Origin of the sequence: Microbispora sp. H10830, from assembly GCF_014161375.1 — a bacterium.
Taxonomy (GTDB): domain Bacteria; phylum Actinomycetota; class Actinomycetes; order Streptosporangiales; family Streptosporangiaceae; genus Microbispora; species Microbispora catharanthi.
On record NZ_JABBWX010000002.1, the window covers coordinates 443,321 to 457,175 of the forward strand.

Annotated in this window: 13 protein-coding genes; 10 read left to right on the forward strand and 3 right to left on the reverse strand. The window is 72.5% G+C overall.

Annotated features, from left to right (window positions below; genetic code table 11):
- Nucleotides 1-18: 18 nt before the first annotated feature.
- The gene (locus HHX35_RS06830) at nucleotides 19-429 is read left to right on the forward strand and encodes a DUF2000 domain-containing protein (protein WP_182898031.1); all 411 of its coding nucleotides are present in this window, start codon (nucleotides 19-21) and stop codon (nucleotides 427-429) included.
- On the opposite strand, the gene HHX35_RS06835 is transcribed toward HHX35_RS06830, so the two are convergent.
- Nucleotides 404-1,066, reverse strand: coding sequence for a GNAT family N-acetyltransferase (locus HHX35_RS06835; protein ID WP_182898032.1), 663 nt, complete (start codon nucleotides 1,064-1,066; stop codon nucleotides 404-406). The two genes, HHX35_RS06830 and HHX35_RS06835, sit on opposite strands and share 26 nt — an antisense overlap.
- A gap of 143 nt (nucleotides 1,067-1,209) precedes the next feature.
- Here HHX35_RS06835 and HHX35_RS06840 point away from each other — a divergent pair, with 143 nt between their 5' ends.
- The 8 genes from HHX35_RS06840 (at nucleotide 1,210) to HHX35_RS06875 (ending at nucleotide 11,409) form a co-directional block, all read left to right on the forward strand.
- Entirely contained in the window at nucleotides 1,210-2,070 is an 861-nt protein-coding gene (locus HHX35_RS06840; RefSeq protein ID WP_182898033.1) for a GNAT family N-acetyltransferase, read from the forward strand.
- 159 nt (nucleotides 2,071-2,229) lie between these two features.
- A complete protein-coding gene (locus HHX35_RS06845) occupies nucleotides 2,230-3,876 on the forward strand; it encodes a class I adenylate-forming enzyme family protein (RefSeq protein WP_182898034.1) in 1,647 nt (548 codons plus the stop codon).
- 65 nt (nucleotides 3,877-3,941) lie between these two features.
- Complete coding sequence (locus tag HHX35_RS06850) at nucleotides 3,942-5,510, forward strand: NAD(P)-binding domain-containing protein (RefSeq protein ID WP_310738926.1); 1,569 nt, start codon at nucleotides 3,942-3,944, stop codon at nucleotides 5,508-5,510.
- Nucleotides 5,511-5,515: 5 nt separating this feature from the next.
- Nucleotides 5,516-6,559: an alpha-hydroxy acid oxidase gene (locus HHX35_RS06855; RefSeq protein WP_220505096.1), complete on the forward strand. Its 1,044-nt coding sequence runs from the start codon at nucleotides 5,516-5,518 to the stop codon at nucleotides 6,557-6,559.
- Entirely contained in the window at nucleotides 6,553-7,896 is a 1,344-nt protein-coding gene (locus HHX35_RS06860) for a cytochrome P450 (protein WP_182898035.1), read from the forward strand. Before HHX35_RS06855 ends, HHX35_RS06860 begins: the two co-directional genes overlap by 7 nt.
- Before the next feature lie 46 nt (nucleotides 7,897-7,942).
- Entirely contained in the window at nucleotides 7,943-9,301 is a 1,359-nt protein-coding gene (locus HHX35_RS06865; RefSeq protein WP_182898036.1) for a cation:proton antiporter, read from the forward strand.
- A gap of 102 nt (nucleotides 9,302-9,403) precedes the next feature.
- Nucleotides 9,404-10,093, forward strand: coding sequence for a response regulator transcription factor (locus tag HHX35_RS06870; protein WP_205825642.1), 690 nt, complete (start codon nucleotides 9,404-9,406; stop codon nucleotides 10,091-10,093).
- On the forward strand, nucleotides 10,090-11,409 hold the full coding sequence (locus tag HHX35_RS06875; protein WP_182898037.1) for a HAMP domain-containing sensor histidine kinase: 1,320 nt from the start codon (nucleotides 10,090-10,092) through the stop codon (nucleotides 11,407-11,409). The genes HHX35_RS06870 and HHX35_RS06875 overlap by 4 nt, the downstream gene beginning before the upstream one ends.
- 23 nt (nucleotides 11,410-11,432) lie before the next feature.
- Here HHX35_RS06875 and HHX35_RS06880 read toward each other — a convergent pair whose 3' ends face one another.
- Nucleotides 11,433-12,104 carry a TetR/AcrR family transcriptional regulator gene (locus tag HHX35_RS06880; protein ID WP_310738929.1) on the reverse strand — a complete coding sequence of 224 codons (672 nt, stop codon included), beginning with the start codon at nucleotides 12,102-12,104 and terminating at the stop codon, nucleotides 11,433-11,435.
- An 84-nt stretch (nucleotides 12,105-12,188) separates the two neighbouring features.
- Here HHX35_RS06880 and HHX35_RS06885 point away from each other — a divergent pair, with 84 nt between their 5' ends.
- The gene (locus HHX35_RS06885; RefSeq protein WP_182898038.1) at nucleotides 12,189-12,647 is read left to right on the forward strand and encodes a nuclear transport factor 2 family protein; all 459 of its coding nucleotides are present in this window, start codon (nucleotides 12,189-12,191) and stop codon (nucleotides 12,645-12,647) included.
- A gap of 24 nt (nucleotides 12,648-12,671) precedes the next feature.
- On the opposite strand, the gene HHX35_RS06890 is transcribed toward HHX35_RS06885, so the two are convergent.
- Nucleotides 12,672-13,760 carry a ThiF family adenylyltransferase gene (locus tag HHX35_RS06890; RefSeq protein ID WP_220505097.1) on the reverse strand — a complete coding sequence of 363 codons (1,089 nt, stop codon included), beginning with the start codon at nucleotides 13,758-13,760 and terminating at the stop codon, nucleotides 12,672-12,674.
- Between the last annotated feature and the right edge of the window lie 95 nt (nucleotides 13,761-13,855).

Genomic DNA, 13,855 nt, shown 5'->3' on the forward strand with positions numbered 1-13,855 from the left:
GGAGGCAGTCTGGGGCGCATGCGTTTCGACACCAAGATCGGCATCGTGGTCCGGGAGGACCTGGCCGTGTGGCAGAAGCTGAACGTGACGGCGTTCCTGGCCGGCGCGGTCGCGGGGGGAGACCCCGAGGTGATCGGGGAGCGGTACGAGGACGGCTCGGGCACCTCCTACCTGCCGATGTTCCGCCAGCCCGTGCTCGTCTACGCCGCGGACCCCGCCGGGCTGGCCCGGGTGCGCGCCCGTGCCGTCGAACGGGGGCTCGCCGTCGCCGTCTACATCGAGGAGATGTTCAAGACCGGCAACGACGTGGACAACCGGGCCGCCGTACGGGCCGTCACGGCCGAGGGGATGCCGCTCGTCGGGCTGGCCGTGTACGGCCCCAGGAACGCCGTGGACAAGACGCTCAAGGGGCTCCCCCTGCATCCGTGATCCCGTTCGAGGCTCCGAACAGGGGCAGGCAGGGTTCGAGGCCGGGGATCTCGAACCCGCCGGGGGTGGTCCACTCGTCGCGCGACAGCCGCAGCCGCTGCTGCAGGGCGGCCTCGCCCCTGCGCTTCTCCACGGCGAGCCCGTCCTCCCGGTAGCCGAGCCGCCGGGAGATCGCCAGCGACTTCGTGTTGTCCACGAAGGCGGACGACGTCGTGTACCGCGCGCCGAGGCCGGTGAAGGCGAGGTGCAGGACGGCCGCGCGCATCTCGGTGCCGATGCCTCTGCCCTGGAAGCGCCGCCCGAGCCAGGAACCGGTGGCGACCTCCCGGGTGACCGCGAAATCGCGGGCCCGCATCTCCTGTACGCCGACCACCTGGCCCTCCCACACGGTGACGAAGGAGCAACTCCAGTCATCGGGCGACCAGGTGCCCCATTGCCGGAAGTGGATCTGGACGGTCGAGCGGGCGCGTTCGTGCGGCGGGGCGTCCGTCCACGGCTCGCCGAACGGCATCTCGCCGGGGTCGTGGACGCCCTCGGCCGCCCGGTCGGCGAGCGCGTCCAGGTCGTCCAGGCCGGGCAGGCGAAGCTCCAGCCGGGGGGTCGTCAGTCGCAGTGCCAGGAGCGGCCAGTGTCGCATGGCACGATCGTGACAAGACCCGCCGCCCGCCGGACAGTGGTTTTCCCTGGGGAAAACCGGTTTCCGCCGGATCGGGGGTGCGGCTAGCCTCGGATGCCGCCACGAGCGCCGGGGCCGTGAGCCGGCGCGGACAAGGAAGACGCATGCCCGACCCGCTCACCACGCCGGCCGCCGAGCTCCCCGCCCGACGACTCGGACCCGAGGACCTGGATCGATGCCTCGCCCTGAGCGAGGACAGGGCCTGGGGCCGGGAGGAGCGCAAGTGGCTGTTCCTCCTGGAGAACGCCGAGGTCTACGCGATCGACGCCCCTTCTGGAGAGCTGGCGGGCACGGTCACGCTGACCCGGTACGGCGCGACCGCGGCGGGCATCGGCATGATGCTCGTCGCCACCCGGTATGGCGGTCGCGGGCTGGGCCGCCGGCTGATGACGCACGTGCTCGACGCGGCCGGTGACGCGACCGTCTTCCTCTGGGCCACCGAGCTCGGCCGGCCGCTGTACGAGAAGCTCGGGTTCGAGACGCTGGGCGTGACGGAGGCGCGGGTGGGGCGCCTGCGCCCCGGGGACGACCCCGTCCTGACGCGGCCGGCCGACCTCGGCGCCGATCTCGACGCCCTGCTCGCGCTCGACGGGGAGGTCTTCGGCGCCGACCGGGCCGGGCTGCTGGCGCGGCTGTTCGCCTTCTCCGAGGAGGTCAGGGTCGCCGAGGACGAGACGGGGCCGACCGGCTACGCCGTGTCGTGGCGCAGCATGAGCACCCTGTTCATCGGGCCGGTGGTCGCCGGTGACGAGGCGACCGCCCGCGCGCTCGTCACCGACCTCGCGCGCAAGGCCGACGGCCTGGTGCGGATCGAGGTCGAGCGCGCCCGGCCGAGCCTGCTGGACTGGCTCGGAGAGCGGGGCCTGTCACAGGCGTTCTCGACATCCTTCATGGTCCACGAAGGCAGGCCGCTCCCCGGAGACCGGACCCGCATGTACGCCCCGATGATGCTCGCGATGGGCTGAACACCTGTCTCGCAGCGCCTCCTGACTCAGGGATCGCTCTGATCCGGCTCTGATCTGTGCCGTCTACCGTCGCGACAGCCGGGGGGACACCGGCGTCCGCGCCGCAGCCGGTCGTTTCGTCGCTGCGGGCGGGTGCCTCGCGAGACGAAGGAGCCGGACATGCACGATCCCGTCACCCGCGCCACGCACCACGAACGCACAGAGCCCTGCACGGAGCCCAACACCGTGCCCAACACCGTGCCCAACACCGTGCCATCGGACCCCGACGGGCCGTCCGGGCACGCCGAAGGGTTCCCGCACCTGCTGCTGGAGGCGCTGCGAGGCTCTCCCGGCACTCCCGCCTTCGAACAGGGCGGGAGGATCGTCTCCCGGGGCGAGGTGCTGGAGCTCATCGGGCACATCGCCGTCGCGATGCGCGACGCGGGTCTCGGCCCAGGCAAGGGCGTCGCCGTCCGCACCGGGCTGTCCCCGGAAGGGTTCGCCGCCCAGATGGCCGCGCACGTGCTGGGCTGCCGCGTCGTGAGCGTAAGGCCCGGGTACACGCCTCGTCAGCTCGCCGATGTGCTCGGCGTGGGAGTCGACGCCATGGTCCTCGACCGGTCGGCGGCGACACCGGAACTGCTCCACGCCGCCGGGTCCGCCACGGTGCTGTCGCTGGGCCCCGCCCCCGGTCCGGCTGGGGCGGCCGACCTCCTGGCCCATCCCGGCGGCGACCGCTTCCCCGCGGTCGAGGCGCGCCCGGACGACACGGCCCTGCTGACCTTCACGAGCGGAAGCACGGGCCGGCCGAAGGGCTGCGTGCTCACCTATCGGGCTCTGGCCGCGCACTGGTCCGGCCATCGCTGCTGGTCGTCGATCGCGCCCGGCTTCGACGAGTCCTTCCACCGCTACCTGCTGTTCGGCACCCTGTCCAGCCTGGTGGTGCTGAACTTCCTGGCGCCGTGCCTGCTCGGCGGCGGCACCGCGGTGATCCCCGAGGAGGACGGCCGGCCGCTGTTCCCGTACGCGATCGAGCGGCACCGGATCACCGGCGCGATCGTGACCGTGCCCCGGCTGTATCAGATGCTCGACCTGCTCCGCGAGGAGCCGGTCGACCTCGGCAGCCTGCGCGCGCTGACGGTCTCCGGATCGCCCGTCAGCCCGCATCGGCTGCTGGAGGCGGCGGACCGGCTGGGCCCCGTCGTCTACGTGGGGTACGGCGCGACCGAGGCCGGCGTCATCTCCATGCTCACCCCCGGCGAGGGCCGCGATGCGCCCGCCTCGGTCGGCCGCCCGCATCCCAGCGTCGAGATCAGCGTGCGCGACGAGGAGGGCCGCCCGGTCGCCACGGGACACACCGGCGAGATCCACGTGCGCAGTCCCTTCCTGATGGCGGGCTACTGGGATCAGCCGGAGGAGACCCGCGACGTGCTGCGGGACGGCTGGCTGCGCACCCGCGATCTCGGTCACCTCGACGAGAGCGGCCTGCTGTACCTGGCCGGCCGGACCAGGGACGTGATCATCGTGAACGCGATCGTCGTCTACGCCGGTCCCATCGAGCGGGCGCTGGCCGGTCATCCCGACGTGGCCGAGGCGTACGTGACCGGCGCGCCGGACGAGCGGACCGGGGAGGCCGTCCACGCGTTCGTCGTCCCCGCTCCGGGCCGCACCCCGGACCACGCCGCCCTGGTGGAGCTGGTGCGCACCGAGCTCGGCGCGGACAGCGTCCCCCGGACGATCACGACGGTGTCCTCCGTGCCGGTCGCGCCGAGCGGCAAACCGGACAAGCGTGCCCTGGTGGAAAGGCATCTGTCGTCGGCGCTCTGATCCAGCTCTGAGAATCGCCCGCCAACACTGGTGAAACTTCAACCACCCCAGTGAGGGAGGCGTCAGTGCCGGACAACATCCTGGACTACCTGGTGGTCGGCGCCGGACCGGCGGGCCTGCAGATGGGTCACTTCCTGCACCGGGCGGGGCGCGGCTACCGGATTCTCGAGGCGGCGCCCGAGCCCGGGGCGTTCTTCCGGACCTTCCCCCGCCATCGGAAGCTCATCTCCATCAACAAGAAGCACACCGGATGGGACGACCCGGAGCTCAACCTCCGGATGGACTGGAACTCGCTGCTGTCGGACGACCCCCGTCTCCTGTTCACCCGCTACAGCGACCGTTACTTCCCCGCCGCCGAGGACTTCGTCCGCTACCTGGAGGACTTCGTCGCCCTTCAGGGCCTGCACGTCACGTACGACGCGCGGGTCGCCGAGGTCGCTCGCCCGGACGCCGAAGGCCCGTTCCTGGTGACCGACGAGTACGGCCGGACGTACCGGGCACGGCGGGTGATCGTCGCGACGGGGGTCTCCCGGCCCAACGTCCCGCCCATCCCCGGCATCGAGACCGCCGAGCAGTACAGCACCCACTCGACCGACCCCGCGGACTACACGGACATGCGGGTGCTCGTCATCGGCAAGGCCAACTCGGCCTTCGAGACCGCCGACAACCTCCTCGAGACGGCCGCGGTCGTCCACGTGGCCGGACCGCACTCGGTGCGCCTGGCCTGGCGGACCCACTTCGTCGGGCACCTGCGCGCGGCCAACAACAACTTCCTCGACACCTACCAGCTCAAGTTGCAGAACGCCGTGCTGGACGGCGACATCAGGCGCATCGAGCGCCGGGCCGACGGCTCCTACCTGGTGACGGTGGCCTTCGTCCGGGCCGACGAGGTGACCAAGGACATCCCGTACGACCGGGTGATCGTCTGCACCGGGTTCCGGTTCGACGCCTCCGTCTTCTCACCCGAGTGCCGTCCCGAGCTGACGATCGGGGACAGGTTCCCCGCGCTGACCCCGGCCTACGAGTCGGTCAACGTGCCCGATCTCCACTGCGCCGGGACGATCACCCAGTCGCTCGACTTCAAGCGCGGCACCAACGGGTTCATCCACGGTTTCCGCTACGGCGTGCGCGCCCTGCACCGCATGCTGGAGAACAGGCATCACGGCGTGCCCTGGCCGGGCCGCGACCTTCCCGCCGATCCGGACGCGCTCGCGGCGGCCGTGCTCGAACGGGTCAACCGCAGCTCGGCGCTGTGGCAGCAGTTCGGGGTGCTGGCCGACATGATCGTCCCGGACGGGCGCGGCGGCATGCGCTACCTGGAGGAGCTGCCGCTCGACCTGCAGGGCCCGCCGATCGGCGACGGGGGCCACTTCGCGATCACGCTGGAGTACGGCCCGCACCACGACCAGGTCGACCCCTTCGACATCGCGGTGGGGCGGATCAGGCAGAGCGACGCGGAGCGTGCGCACGAGGGCCACTACCTCCACCCGGTCGTACGCCGCTATCGGGGTGGTGTGGTGGAGGCCGTCCACCACGTCACCGAGAACCTGGAGAACGACTGGACCTCGGAAGAGGTGCACCTGCGCCCGCTCCGGGACTTCTTCAAGCGCCAGAGCCTCCCGGTCTCGGAGTGACGGCCGTGCTGCCGGCCATCCGGGACTTCGAGGCGGCGGCTCGCGACCGGCTGGATCCCGTCCACTACGACTACTTCGCCGGCGGGGCCGGCGACGAGGTCACGGTGAAGGCCAACGAGGCGGCGTTCGCCCGGCTCGCGCTGCTGCCGCGGGTCCTGCGCGGCGCGGGGAGCCCGCGGATCGGGGTCACCCTGCTGGGCAGCCGCGCGGCGATGCCGGTGCTGGTGGCGCCGACCGCGTTCCACCGGCTCGCCGACCCGGAGGGGGAGAAGGCCACGGCCCGCGCGGCGGCCGCCGCGGAGACCATCATGATCGTGAGCATGGCCGCCACGGTCGCCGTCGAGGACGTCGCGGCCGCGGCGCCGGGCGCCGCCCTGTGGTTCCAGCTCTACGTCCAGCCGGACATGGCCTTCACCGAGGCGATCGTCCGGCGTGCCGAGAAGGCCGGCTGCGCGGCGCTGGTCGTCACTGTCGACTCCCCCGCCAGGGGACGCCGGGACCAGGACGTGCGCAACGGGTTCGAGGACCTCCCGGAGGGCATGCGCTGCGAGAACCTGCGCGACGGCGACCCCGAGTCGGTGCGGCCGATCGTCATGTCGCCCGCGATCTCCTGGGAGCACGTCGACCTGCTGAGGCGGATGACGCGGCTGCCGATCGTGCTCAAGGGCGTCACGCATCCCGCCGACGCGCGCCTCGCCCTGGACCACGGCGTGTCGGCGCTGTACGTCTCCAACCACGGCGGACGGCAGCTCGACACCGTTCCGGCCACCGTCGATCTGCTGCCGGAGATCGTGGCCGCCGTCGGCGGGGCCGTACCGGTGCTGATGGACGGAGGGATCCGGCGCGGCACCGACGTGGTCAAGGCGATGGCGCTGGGCGCGTCCGCCGTCGCGGTCGGCCGTCCGGTGATCTGGGGCCTGGCGGCGGGCGGTGAGTGCGGCGTGGCCCGCGTGCTCGGGCTGCTGCGGGACGAGGTCGAGCAGGCGCTCACCCTGTGCGGCCTCGCCTCGCCGCACGACCTGGAGCCGGGGCTGGTGCGGCGATGCTGACGGCGGTGTGGGTGGCCGCGGCCATCGTCGTGATCAGCCTGCCCCGGTGGCTCCCCGGGCGCGTCGTCGTGCTGCGCGGGTGGGTGTTCACGAGGATCAACGGCGAGGAGAGCATCGCCGTGCCGGGCGACCTGGTCGGCGTGGACCGGTTCAGGGAGGTCTACTCCCACCCGGCGGCCTCCGGCCGGAGCAAGGGCGCCGTCCTGTCCGACCTGTTCTGGTACTGGCTGTCGCCGGGGCCCGAGATGCACCAGGAGCACCTGGAGGCGGGGGAGCGGTACGACGCCGTCGCCCTGGCCACCCGCCGCATCCTGTCCCAGCCGCGGGCGCGGGTTGAGGAGCTCACCCGCCGGTGCGTCGGCCGGACGCTGGAGGGCAGGCGCGGGGTGGTCCGGCTGCGCGACCTCATGATGCCGGCCTGGGCCGAGTTCTCCTACGAGCTCGTCTTCCGCGAGCCCTGCCCGCCGCACGCCCGCGACCTCATCGTCGGCAACGCGGACGACGTCGTGACCGCGCTCAAGTGCTGCGGCCTGCGGCACATGGACCGGCGCGACCGGCTGACCGCCTATCTCGTCGAGTCGCTGCCCAGGGTGGCGCACGAGCTCCCGGCGGGCCTGACGGCCCGGGAGCAGGCGCTGTATCTCCAGGGCGCCTTCTTCAACACCGCGGTCGTGCAGATGTCGGAGGCCACGGCCCATGTGCTGATGGCTCTCGCCCGGCACCCGGACGTACAGAACGGAGCACGTGCCGGAGACGACCGCTTCCTCGACCAGGTGATCGCGGAGACGCTGCGGCTCTACCCGCTCTTCGGCATCGCCCACCGCGTCACCACGGGCGACATCCCCGTGGCCGAGGACGTCGTCATCCCGGCCGGCTCGGTGCTGTGCTTCGACTACCCCGCCTTCCACCGCGCGGGCTTCCCCGATCCCGAGCGCTTCGATCCCGGACGCTTCGCCCCCGGGCACGCCCCGGTCAGGGAGCTCAACCACATCCCGTTCGGCATGCCGGCGAACCGGCCCTGCCCGGCGTGGCGGCTCGCGCCGCTCGCCATGCGGGTCGCGGTGCGGGAGGTCCTGCGTTCGTACGAGCTCGACTCCACCGCCGCGCACACCCGGTCGCTGCCCAACCGGGGACCGTGCCTCCTCACCCCGCTGCACGCGCGGCGCGGGCGGGGACGCCGCCTGACGCTGCTGTTCATGCGGCTCAGGGACGGCTGGGAGGACGTCTGGCGCAGCCTGGTGCAGCTCGTCCTCGGCACGTACATGGTGTGGGACGCGCGCCGGCTGCGGCTGTGCGAGCGCCACTTCTCCGGCGACGCCCGTTCCGCAAGCACGTAGACCACCGGCCGACCTCAGGTCCCGACCACGAGCGGAGGCGCAAGCCATGCCCGTTCCGGCCCTTCTCCCCGCCCTTCTCCCGACAGAGGCGTCCGCCGCCGACCCCAACCTCGAACTGGCCCTCAGAGTGCTGCCGGCCCTGGCCGTGATCCTGCTGGCCGCGGCGCTGTGCGGCCGGCTGGCCACTCTGGTGATGCAGCCGCGCGTCGTCGGCGAGATGGTCGCCGGCGTCCTGCTCGGGCCGACGCTGCTCGGCGCGGTGTTCCCCGACGCCCAGGCGGCCCTGTTCCCCGCCCAGGTCAGGCCGGTCCTGTACGTGCTCAGCACCCTCGGCCTGACGTTGTACATGTTCCTGGTCGGGGCCGGGATGGACCACGACGCCCGGGCGCCGGGCGAGCTGCGCAAGGCGAGCGTGCTGGCGGCGTCGGGGATCATCTCCCCGCTGGTCCTCGGCGGCGCCGCCGGGCTCGTCCTGTGGGAGCGGCTCTCCCGCCCGGACGTCGGCCGGCTGGAGTTCGCCCTGTTCCTCGGGGGAGCGCTGTCGCTGACCGCGTTCCCCATGCTCGCCAGGATCCTGTACGAGCGCGGGCTGCAGAACACCCGCGTCGGCCGGATCGCCCTGCTGGCCGCCTCCATCGACGACGCCGTGGCCTGGTGCCTGCTCGCGGCGCTGTCGGCGGTGCACCTGGGTGGTGGTCCCGGTGACACGCTGCGCACCATCGCCCTGGCGGCGGTGTTCGCGGTGGTGATGCTCGGGGTGGTGGCTCCGCTGCTGCGCCCCCTGGGCCGCCGCGTCGCGCGTACCGGGCGCCTCGGCACCGGCGCCGTGTACGTGATCGTGCTGGTGCCGCTCGCGGCCGGGTGGTTCACCGACGCGATCGGCGTCTATTCGGTGTTCGGCGGCTTCGTCGCCGGGTTGGCCATGCCGCGCGAGCCGGCGTTCCGCGCCGCTCTGCACGGCCGGATGATGGATATCGTATCGACCCTGCTGCTGCCCGTCTTCTTCGCGTTCTCGGGGTTGAACACCCATCTCGGCGGCATCACCGGCGGTTTCGCGCTCGTGGCGTTCGCACTGATCCTGATCCTGGCCTTCTCCGGGAAGTACTTCGGCTGCTCGCTGGCGACGCGGGCGCTGGGATTCGGCTGGCGCGAATCCTGGGCCATGGGCGCGATGATGAACGCCCGCGGACTGATGATCCTCATCTTCATCAACATCGGCCTGGCGCAGGGCATGATCACGCAGGAGCTCTTCGCGATGCTCGTCCTCGTGGCCGTGCTCACCACCGCGGCAGCCCTGCCGCTTTACAAACTGGCGCTGCCCGAGCGCCACGAGCCGGCCGACGCGAGAAGCGCGGGGAGTGCGGCGCCGGTGGGTGCGGCGGCGGGAGAAACCGGTTTCATCTAATTTCATGTGTGAGTTCGGACATTCGCAGAACACGGGGGGAGGTTCCCGAGGGCGGCATTCCGAACTCTGGAAATTTCCCGATCGCGGTGCCACGGTTGTCCGGTGGCACGGATATCGGGGACATCCGAACCGCGCTCCTTGCGCCTGCTGCTCGTGGAGGACGACCGCGAGCTGGGAGACATGCTGGTCGAGGTGTTCGGCGACCAGGGATACACGGTCGACCTGGCGCTGGAGGGCCAGCGGGGCCTGCACCTGGCGCTGAGCCGTGGCTACGACGCGATGATCATCGATCGCGGGCTGCCCGTGGTCGACGGGCTCGATCTGCTGCGGCGGCTGCGCCGGCAGGCGGTCACCGTGCCGGTGCTGATGCTCACCGCCTTCGGCGCCCTCGCCGACCGGGTCACCGGACTCGACGCGGGCGCCGAGGACTACCTGGTCAAGCCGTTCGAGATCGACGAACTGCTGGCCAGGGTGCGCGCCCTGCACCGCAGAAACCTGGACCAGGCCGCGCTGCTGCCGCTCGGCGCCGGCTGGCTCGACTCCGCGTCCAGCACCGTACGGCTGCCGTCCGGTGAGCAGGTGACGCTGTCCGGCCAGGAGTGCCGGCTGCTGCACGCGCTGGCGGCCCGTCCCCGGCAGGTGCACACGCGCACCTCGCTGCGGCAGCGGATCTTCGACGGCGCCAGGACCGAGTCGATCGTGGACACCTACGTCTACTACCTGCGCAACAAGCTGGGGCCCGGCGTCGTCCGTACCGTGCGGGGCGTGGGGTACCGCCTGGGCGAGCTGTGACGACCAGACGGTCCTTCGATCCGGAGCGGCGCCTGCTGATCCGGACCCGCCGCCGGATCACCGCGCAGGTGGCGGCCGTGTTCTCGCTGGCGATCGCCCTCCTGGGCACGCTGGTCTACTCCGTCGTGGTCGGCGAGCAGGATGCCACCGCCCGGCGCGACCTGGCCGTGGCCGCGATGTCGGCCCCGATGGACCACCCGCCGCCCTGCGTATGGCTGTTCGAACTCCGGGCGAACACCGTGCGGAGCTCCCCGGGGGCGCCGGAGAGCCTGCCGGTGCGCGAGGCGCTCGACCGGGTCGCCGCCGACGGCCGCACCCGGGTCGACGTCGCGGAGGTCGGCGGCCATACCTACCTGGTCCGTACGCAGCGGCGCGGCGACGTGCCCCTGCAGGCGGTGAGGGACATGTACTACCCCGTCACCGAGCGGCAGCGGCTGCTGCGCACGCTCTGCGCGGCCGAGGCCGCGGCCCTGCTGGCGGCGTTGCTGATCGGCCAGGTCCTCGCCCGCCGGGCGATCGCGCCGCTGGGCGAGGCCCTCGACCGGCAGCGCCGGTTCACCGCCGACGTCAGCCACGAACTGCGCAGCCCGCTGACCCGTCTGCACGTCCGCGCGCAGCTCGCCGCCCGGCGTCTGCGCCGGGACCCCGATCCTCTTGTCGTCGTGGGCGACGTCGACCGGCTGGTCACCGGCATCGGGCAACTGGGCGAGGTGATCGAGGACCTGTTGCTGTCGACCCAGCTCAGGCAGCGCCGCCGGCCGTTCGGGCCCGCGGACCTGGCAGCGTTGGCGGAGGAGTCGGCCGACGCCGAGGCGGCCCGCGCCGGGCAGCGCGGGGTGACGATCGACCTGCGGCGAAGTCCGGGTGACCATGTGGTGTGCGGAGCGCCGTCCGCGCTGCGCCGGGTGATCTCGGCGCTCCTCGACAACGCCCTCCGTCACACCTCGGCGGGCGGCCACATCTGGGTGACCGTGTGTTCGGGTCCGGAGACGGTTCGGCTCAGTGTGCGGGACGACGGCGTGGGGCTGGATCCGCGTGACGGCGAGCGCCTGCTCGCCAGACATGTCGGCGCGCCCCACACCGGAGGTCTCGGCATCGGCCTGGCTCTGGTGAGCGAGGTGATGGACGCGCACGGCGGCACGATCGACGTGGACGGGCGGCCGGGAGCCGGAGCCACCTTCACCATCTCTCTCCCACGGGCGGCGCCGGACCACGCTCCGCGCCTGTCCCGGATCTTCCTGCCCCAGCAGGCGCGGAGCGAGACGAACAGAACGCCTGAGGCGACCGCCTCCGGCCCCGGCGACGCCTCCCTGTAGTCCTCCGGGATGGCGGAGGGCGCTCAGCCGCGCCGGTGCGCGGTGCGGGCGTGACCGGGGGCGGTCGCGGCGTCGAGCAGCGCCCGGGCGGCAGACCGGGCCCGCTCCGCGGGAGCGGTGGCCGTGCCCATGGCGGCGGCGACGATGGCCCCCTCCACCAGCAGCAGGAGCTGGTCGGCGAGCGCGTCCGGGTCGGCGGCGCCCGCCTCCGCCGCGAGCGTGTGGAGCCGTTCCCGCAGCGTGCGCTTGTGCGCCCGCGCCGCCGCCACGGGCGGTGACGCCGGGCCGAGCTCGCCGAAGGCGTTGATGAACGAGCAGCCGCGGAAATCGGTGGTCCCGAACCACTCGGCGAGGAAGCCGAAGACGGCCGTCACCCGCTCGCGGGACTCGGCGACGCGGCCGACGTGCTCGGCCAGGGCCTGGTTCCACCGCTGGTCGCGATGCTCCAGGTAGGCCTCCACCAGCGCGTCCTTCGACGGGTAGCACTGGTAGAGCCGCTTGAGCGAGACCCCGGCCGCGTCGCGGATCTGGTCCATGCCCACGGCCTGGATGCCCCGGGCGTAGAACAGCCGCTCGGCCGCGTCGAGGACGCGGCGGCGTGCCGTGTCGCCGTCGATCCGCCCGCGCTGTGTGGCGTCCGGGCCGCGTGCTGTGTCCAGGTCGCGTGCGGTGTCCCCGTCGCGTGGTGTTTCCACCGACCCCTCCTCGCCCCGGAAAACGCTCGTTCTCTACGATACGTAGGGAGAACGAGCGTTCTCTTATTCGGGAAGGAGAGCACGATGAGCACACGTCCCCCGCTTCCGCCGTTCACCGAGGAGACCGCCAGACAGAAGGTGCAGGCCGCCGAGGACGCCTGGAACACCAGGGACCCCGAACGCGTCGCGCTCGCGTACACCGAGGACTCGGTGTGGCGCAACCGCTCGGAGTTCCTGACCGGGCGGGAGGAGATCGTCGCCTTCCTGCGCCGCAAGTGGGAGCGCGAGCGCGACTACGCCCTGCGCAAGGACCTGTGGACCTTCGGCGGCGACCGCATCGCCGTGCGGTTCCAGTACGAGTGGCACGACGCCGAGGGCCGGTGGTGGCGCAGCTACGGCAACGAATTGTGGGAGTTCACCGCCGACGGCCTGATGAGCCGCAGGGAGGCGAGCATCAACGACGTGCCGATCGAGGAGAGCGAGCGGCGCATCCGCGGCCCGCGCCCCGAGTCCGAGCCCGGGGCCGGCCTCCCGCTCGCCTGACCGGCGGGGGCGGCCCGAGGCCTGTCACCCGGCCATGCTGCCGAGGGACTCGGCGCGGAGCGCGTCCGGCGCGCAGGCGGGGCAGTCCGGCGCCGCCGGATGGCGCGTGTAGACGTGCTGGTCCGGGGCGACGAGGTTGATGCCGGTGACGTAGCTGCCCGAGGTCGCGGGAATCCCGGTCAGGAACGCGATGACCGCCTGGGCGGTCAGGTGGCCCGACACTCCGGCGGAGGGCGCGATGACGTCCGGCCCGCCGAGGTCGAGGGGGATCCCCGGCGCGAGCGGGGCGTCGACACTCGCGGTCAGGCACTCGTAGCACGGGCCGCCGGGAGCGAACGCCGCCACGCTCACCAGCGGGCCGTTGTAACCGCCGAGCGCCCACGGGATCCTCTCTGACAGGCAGGCCCGGTTGGCCCAGATGCGGATGCCGCCCCGTCCGGCCGGTTCGTCGGCGCACATCGCCACCGCGTCGAACCCGCGTACGAGGTCGATCATGTCCTCCTCGCACTCGACCGCCCGGGTCTCCCCGGTGACGCGGACGGAGGAGTTGACCTCGGCGAGCCGGGCGACGGCCACGTCCACCTTGGGACTGCCGATGTCGGCCTCCCGATAGAGGGCCTGCCGCGTCAGGTTCGACAGCTCGACCAGATCGCGGTCCACGCAGTGGATCTCGCCGACGCCGCACGCGGCGAGCGCCCAGGCCGTGTGGCTGCCGGTGCCGCCCAGCCCGAGAACGAGCACGCGGGAGCGTTTGAGACGGACCTGGGCCTCCCAGCCGTGCTCGCGCGGCGCGAGGCCGCTGCCGCGGAAGAACGCCGCGTTGCGCGAGTAGCGTTCGAGCTCCCGCAGGCTGAGCTCCTCGGGCCGCGGGCCGGCGGCGTCCTCCACGTATCCCGAGGTGAGCAGGAGATCGACGACGCCGGTCGCCTCGGCCTCGGTGAGCCGCGGGAACGCGCGGCACAGGCGGGCGACGACCTCCTCCGGGGTCCTCGTGCCGTCCATCGCGTTCAGGGCCGCCCAGGCGTGGCCGTCCGGATCGCTGATCTCCTGCGCGGCCCCGCCTATCCGGATCCGGTCGTTGCCGTACCTGTGGGGGCGGTGCTGGGCTTTCACACGGGGCAACCGCAAGGCGACCTCTCGGCATCGCGAGCGGGACAACAATCGACAGGTGGATCTTTCTCGAAGTGTCCACTCATGTCAAGGTGAAT

What these genes read in the sequence shown, in the direction of transcription:
- HHX35_RS06830 (WP_182898031.1), top strand. Translation starts at nt 19, where the DNA reads ATGCGTTTCGACACCAAGATCGGCATCGTGGTCCGGGAGGACCTGGCC.
- HHX35_RS06835 (WP_182898032.1), bottom strand. Translation starts at nt 1,066, where the DNA reads ATGCGACACTGGCCGCTCCTGGCACTGCGACTGACGACCCCCCGGCTG.
- HHX35_RS06840 (WP_182898033.1), top strand. Translation starts at nt 1,210, where the DNA reads ATGCCCGACCCGCTCACCACGCCGGCCGCCGAGCTCCCCGCCCGACGA.
- HHX35_RS06845 (WP_182898034.1), top strand. Translation starts at nt 2,230, where the DNA reads ATGCACGATCCCGTCACCCGCGCCACGCACCACGAACGCACAGAGCCC.
- HHX35_RS06860 (WP_182898035.1), top strand. Translation starts at nt 6,553, where the DNA reads ATGCTGACGGCGGTGTGGGTGGCCGCGGCCATCGTCGTGATCAGCCTG.
- HHX35_RS06865 (WP_182898036.1), top strand. Translation starts at nt 7,943, where the DNA reads ATGCCCGTTCCGGCCCTTCTCCCCGCCCTTCTCCCGACAGAGGCGTCC.
- HHX35_RS06885 (WP_182898038.1), top strand. Translation starts at nt 12,189, where the DNA reads ATGAGCACACGTCCCCCGCTTCCGCCGTTCACCGAGGAGACCGCCAGA.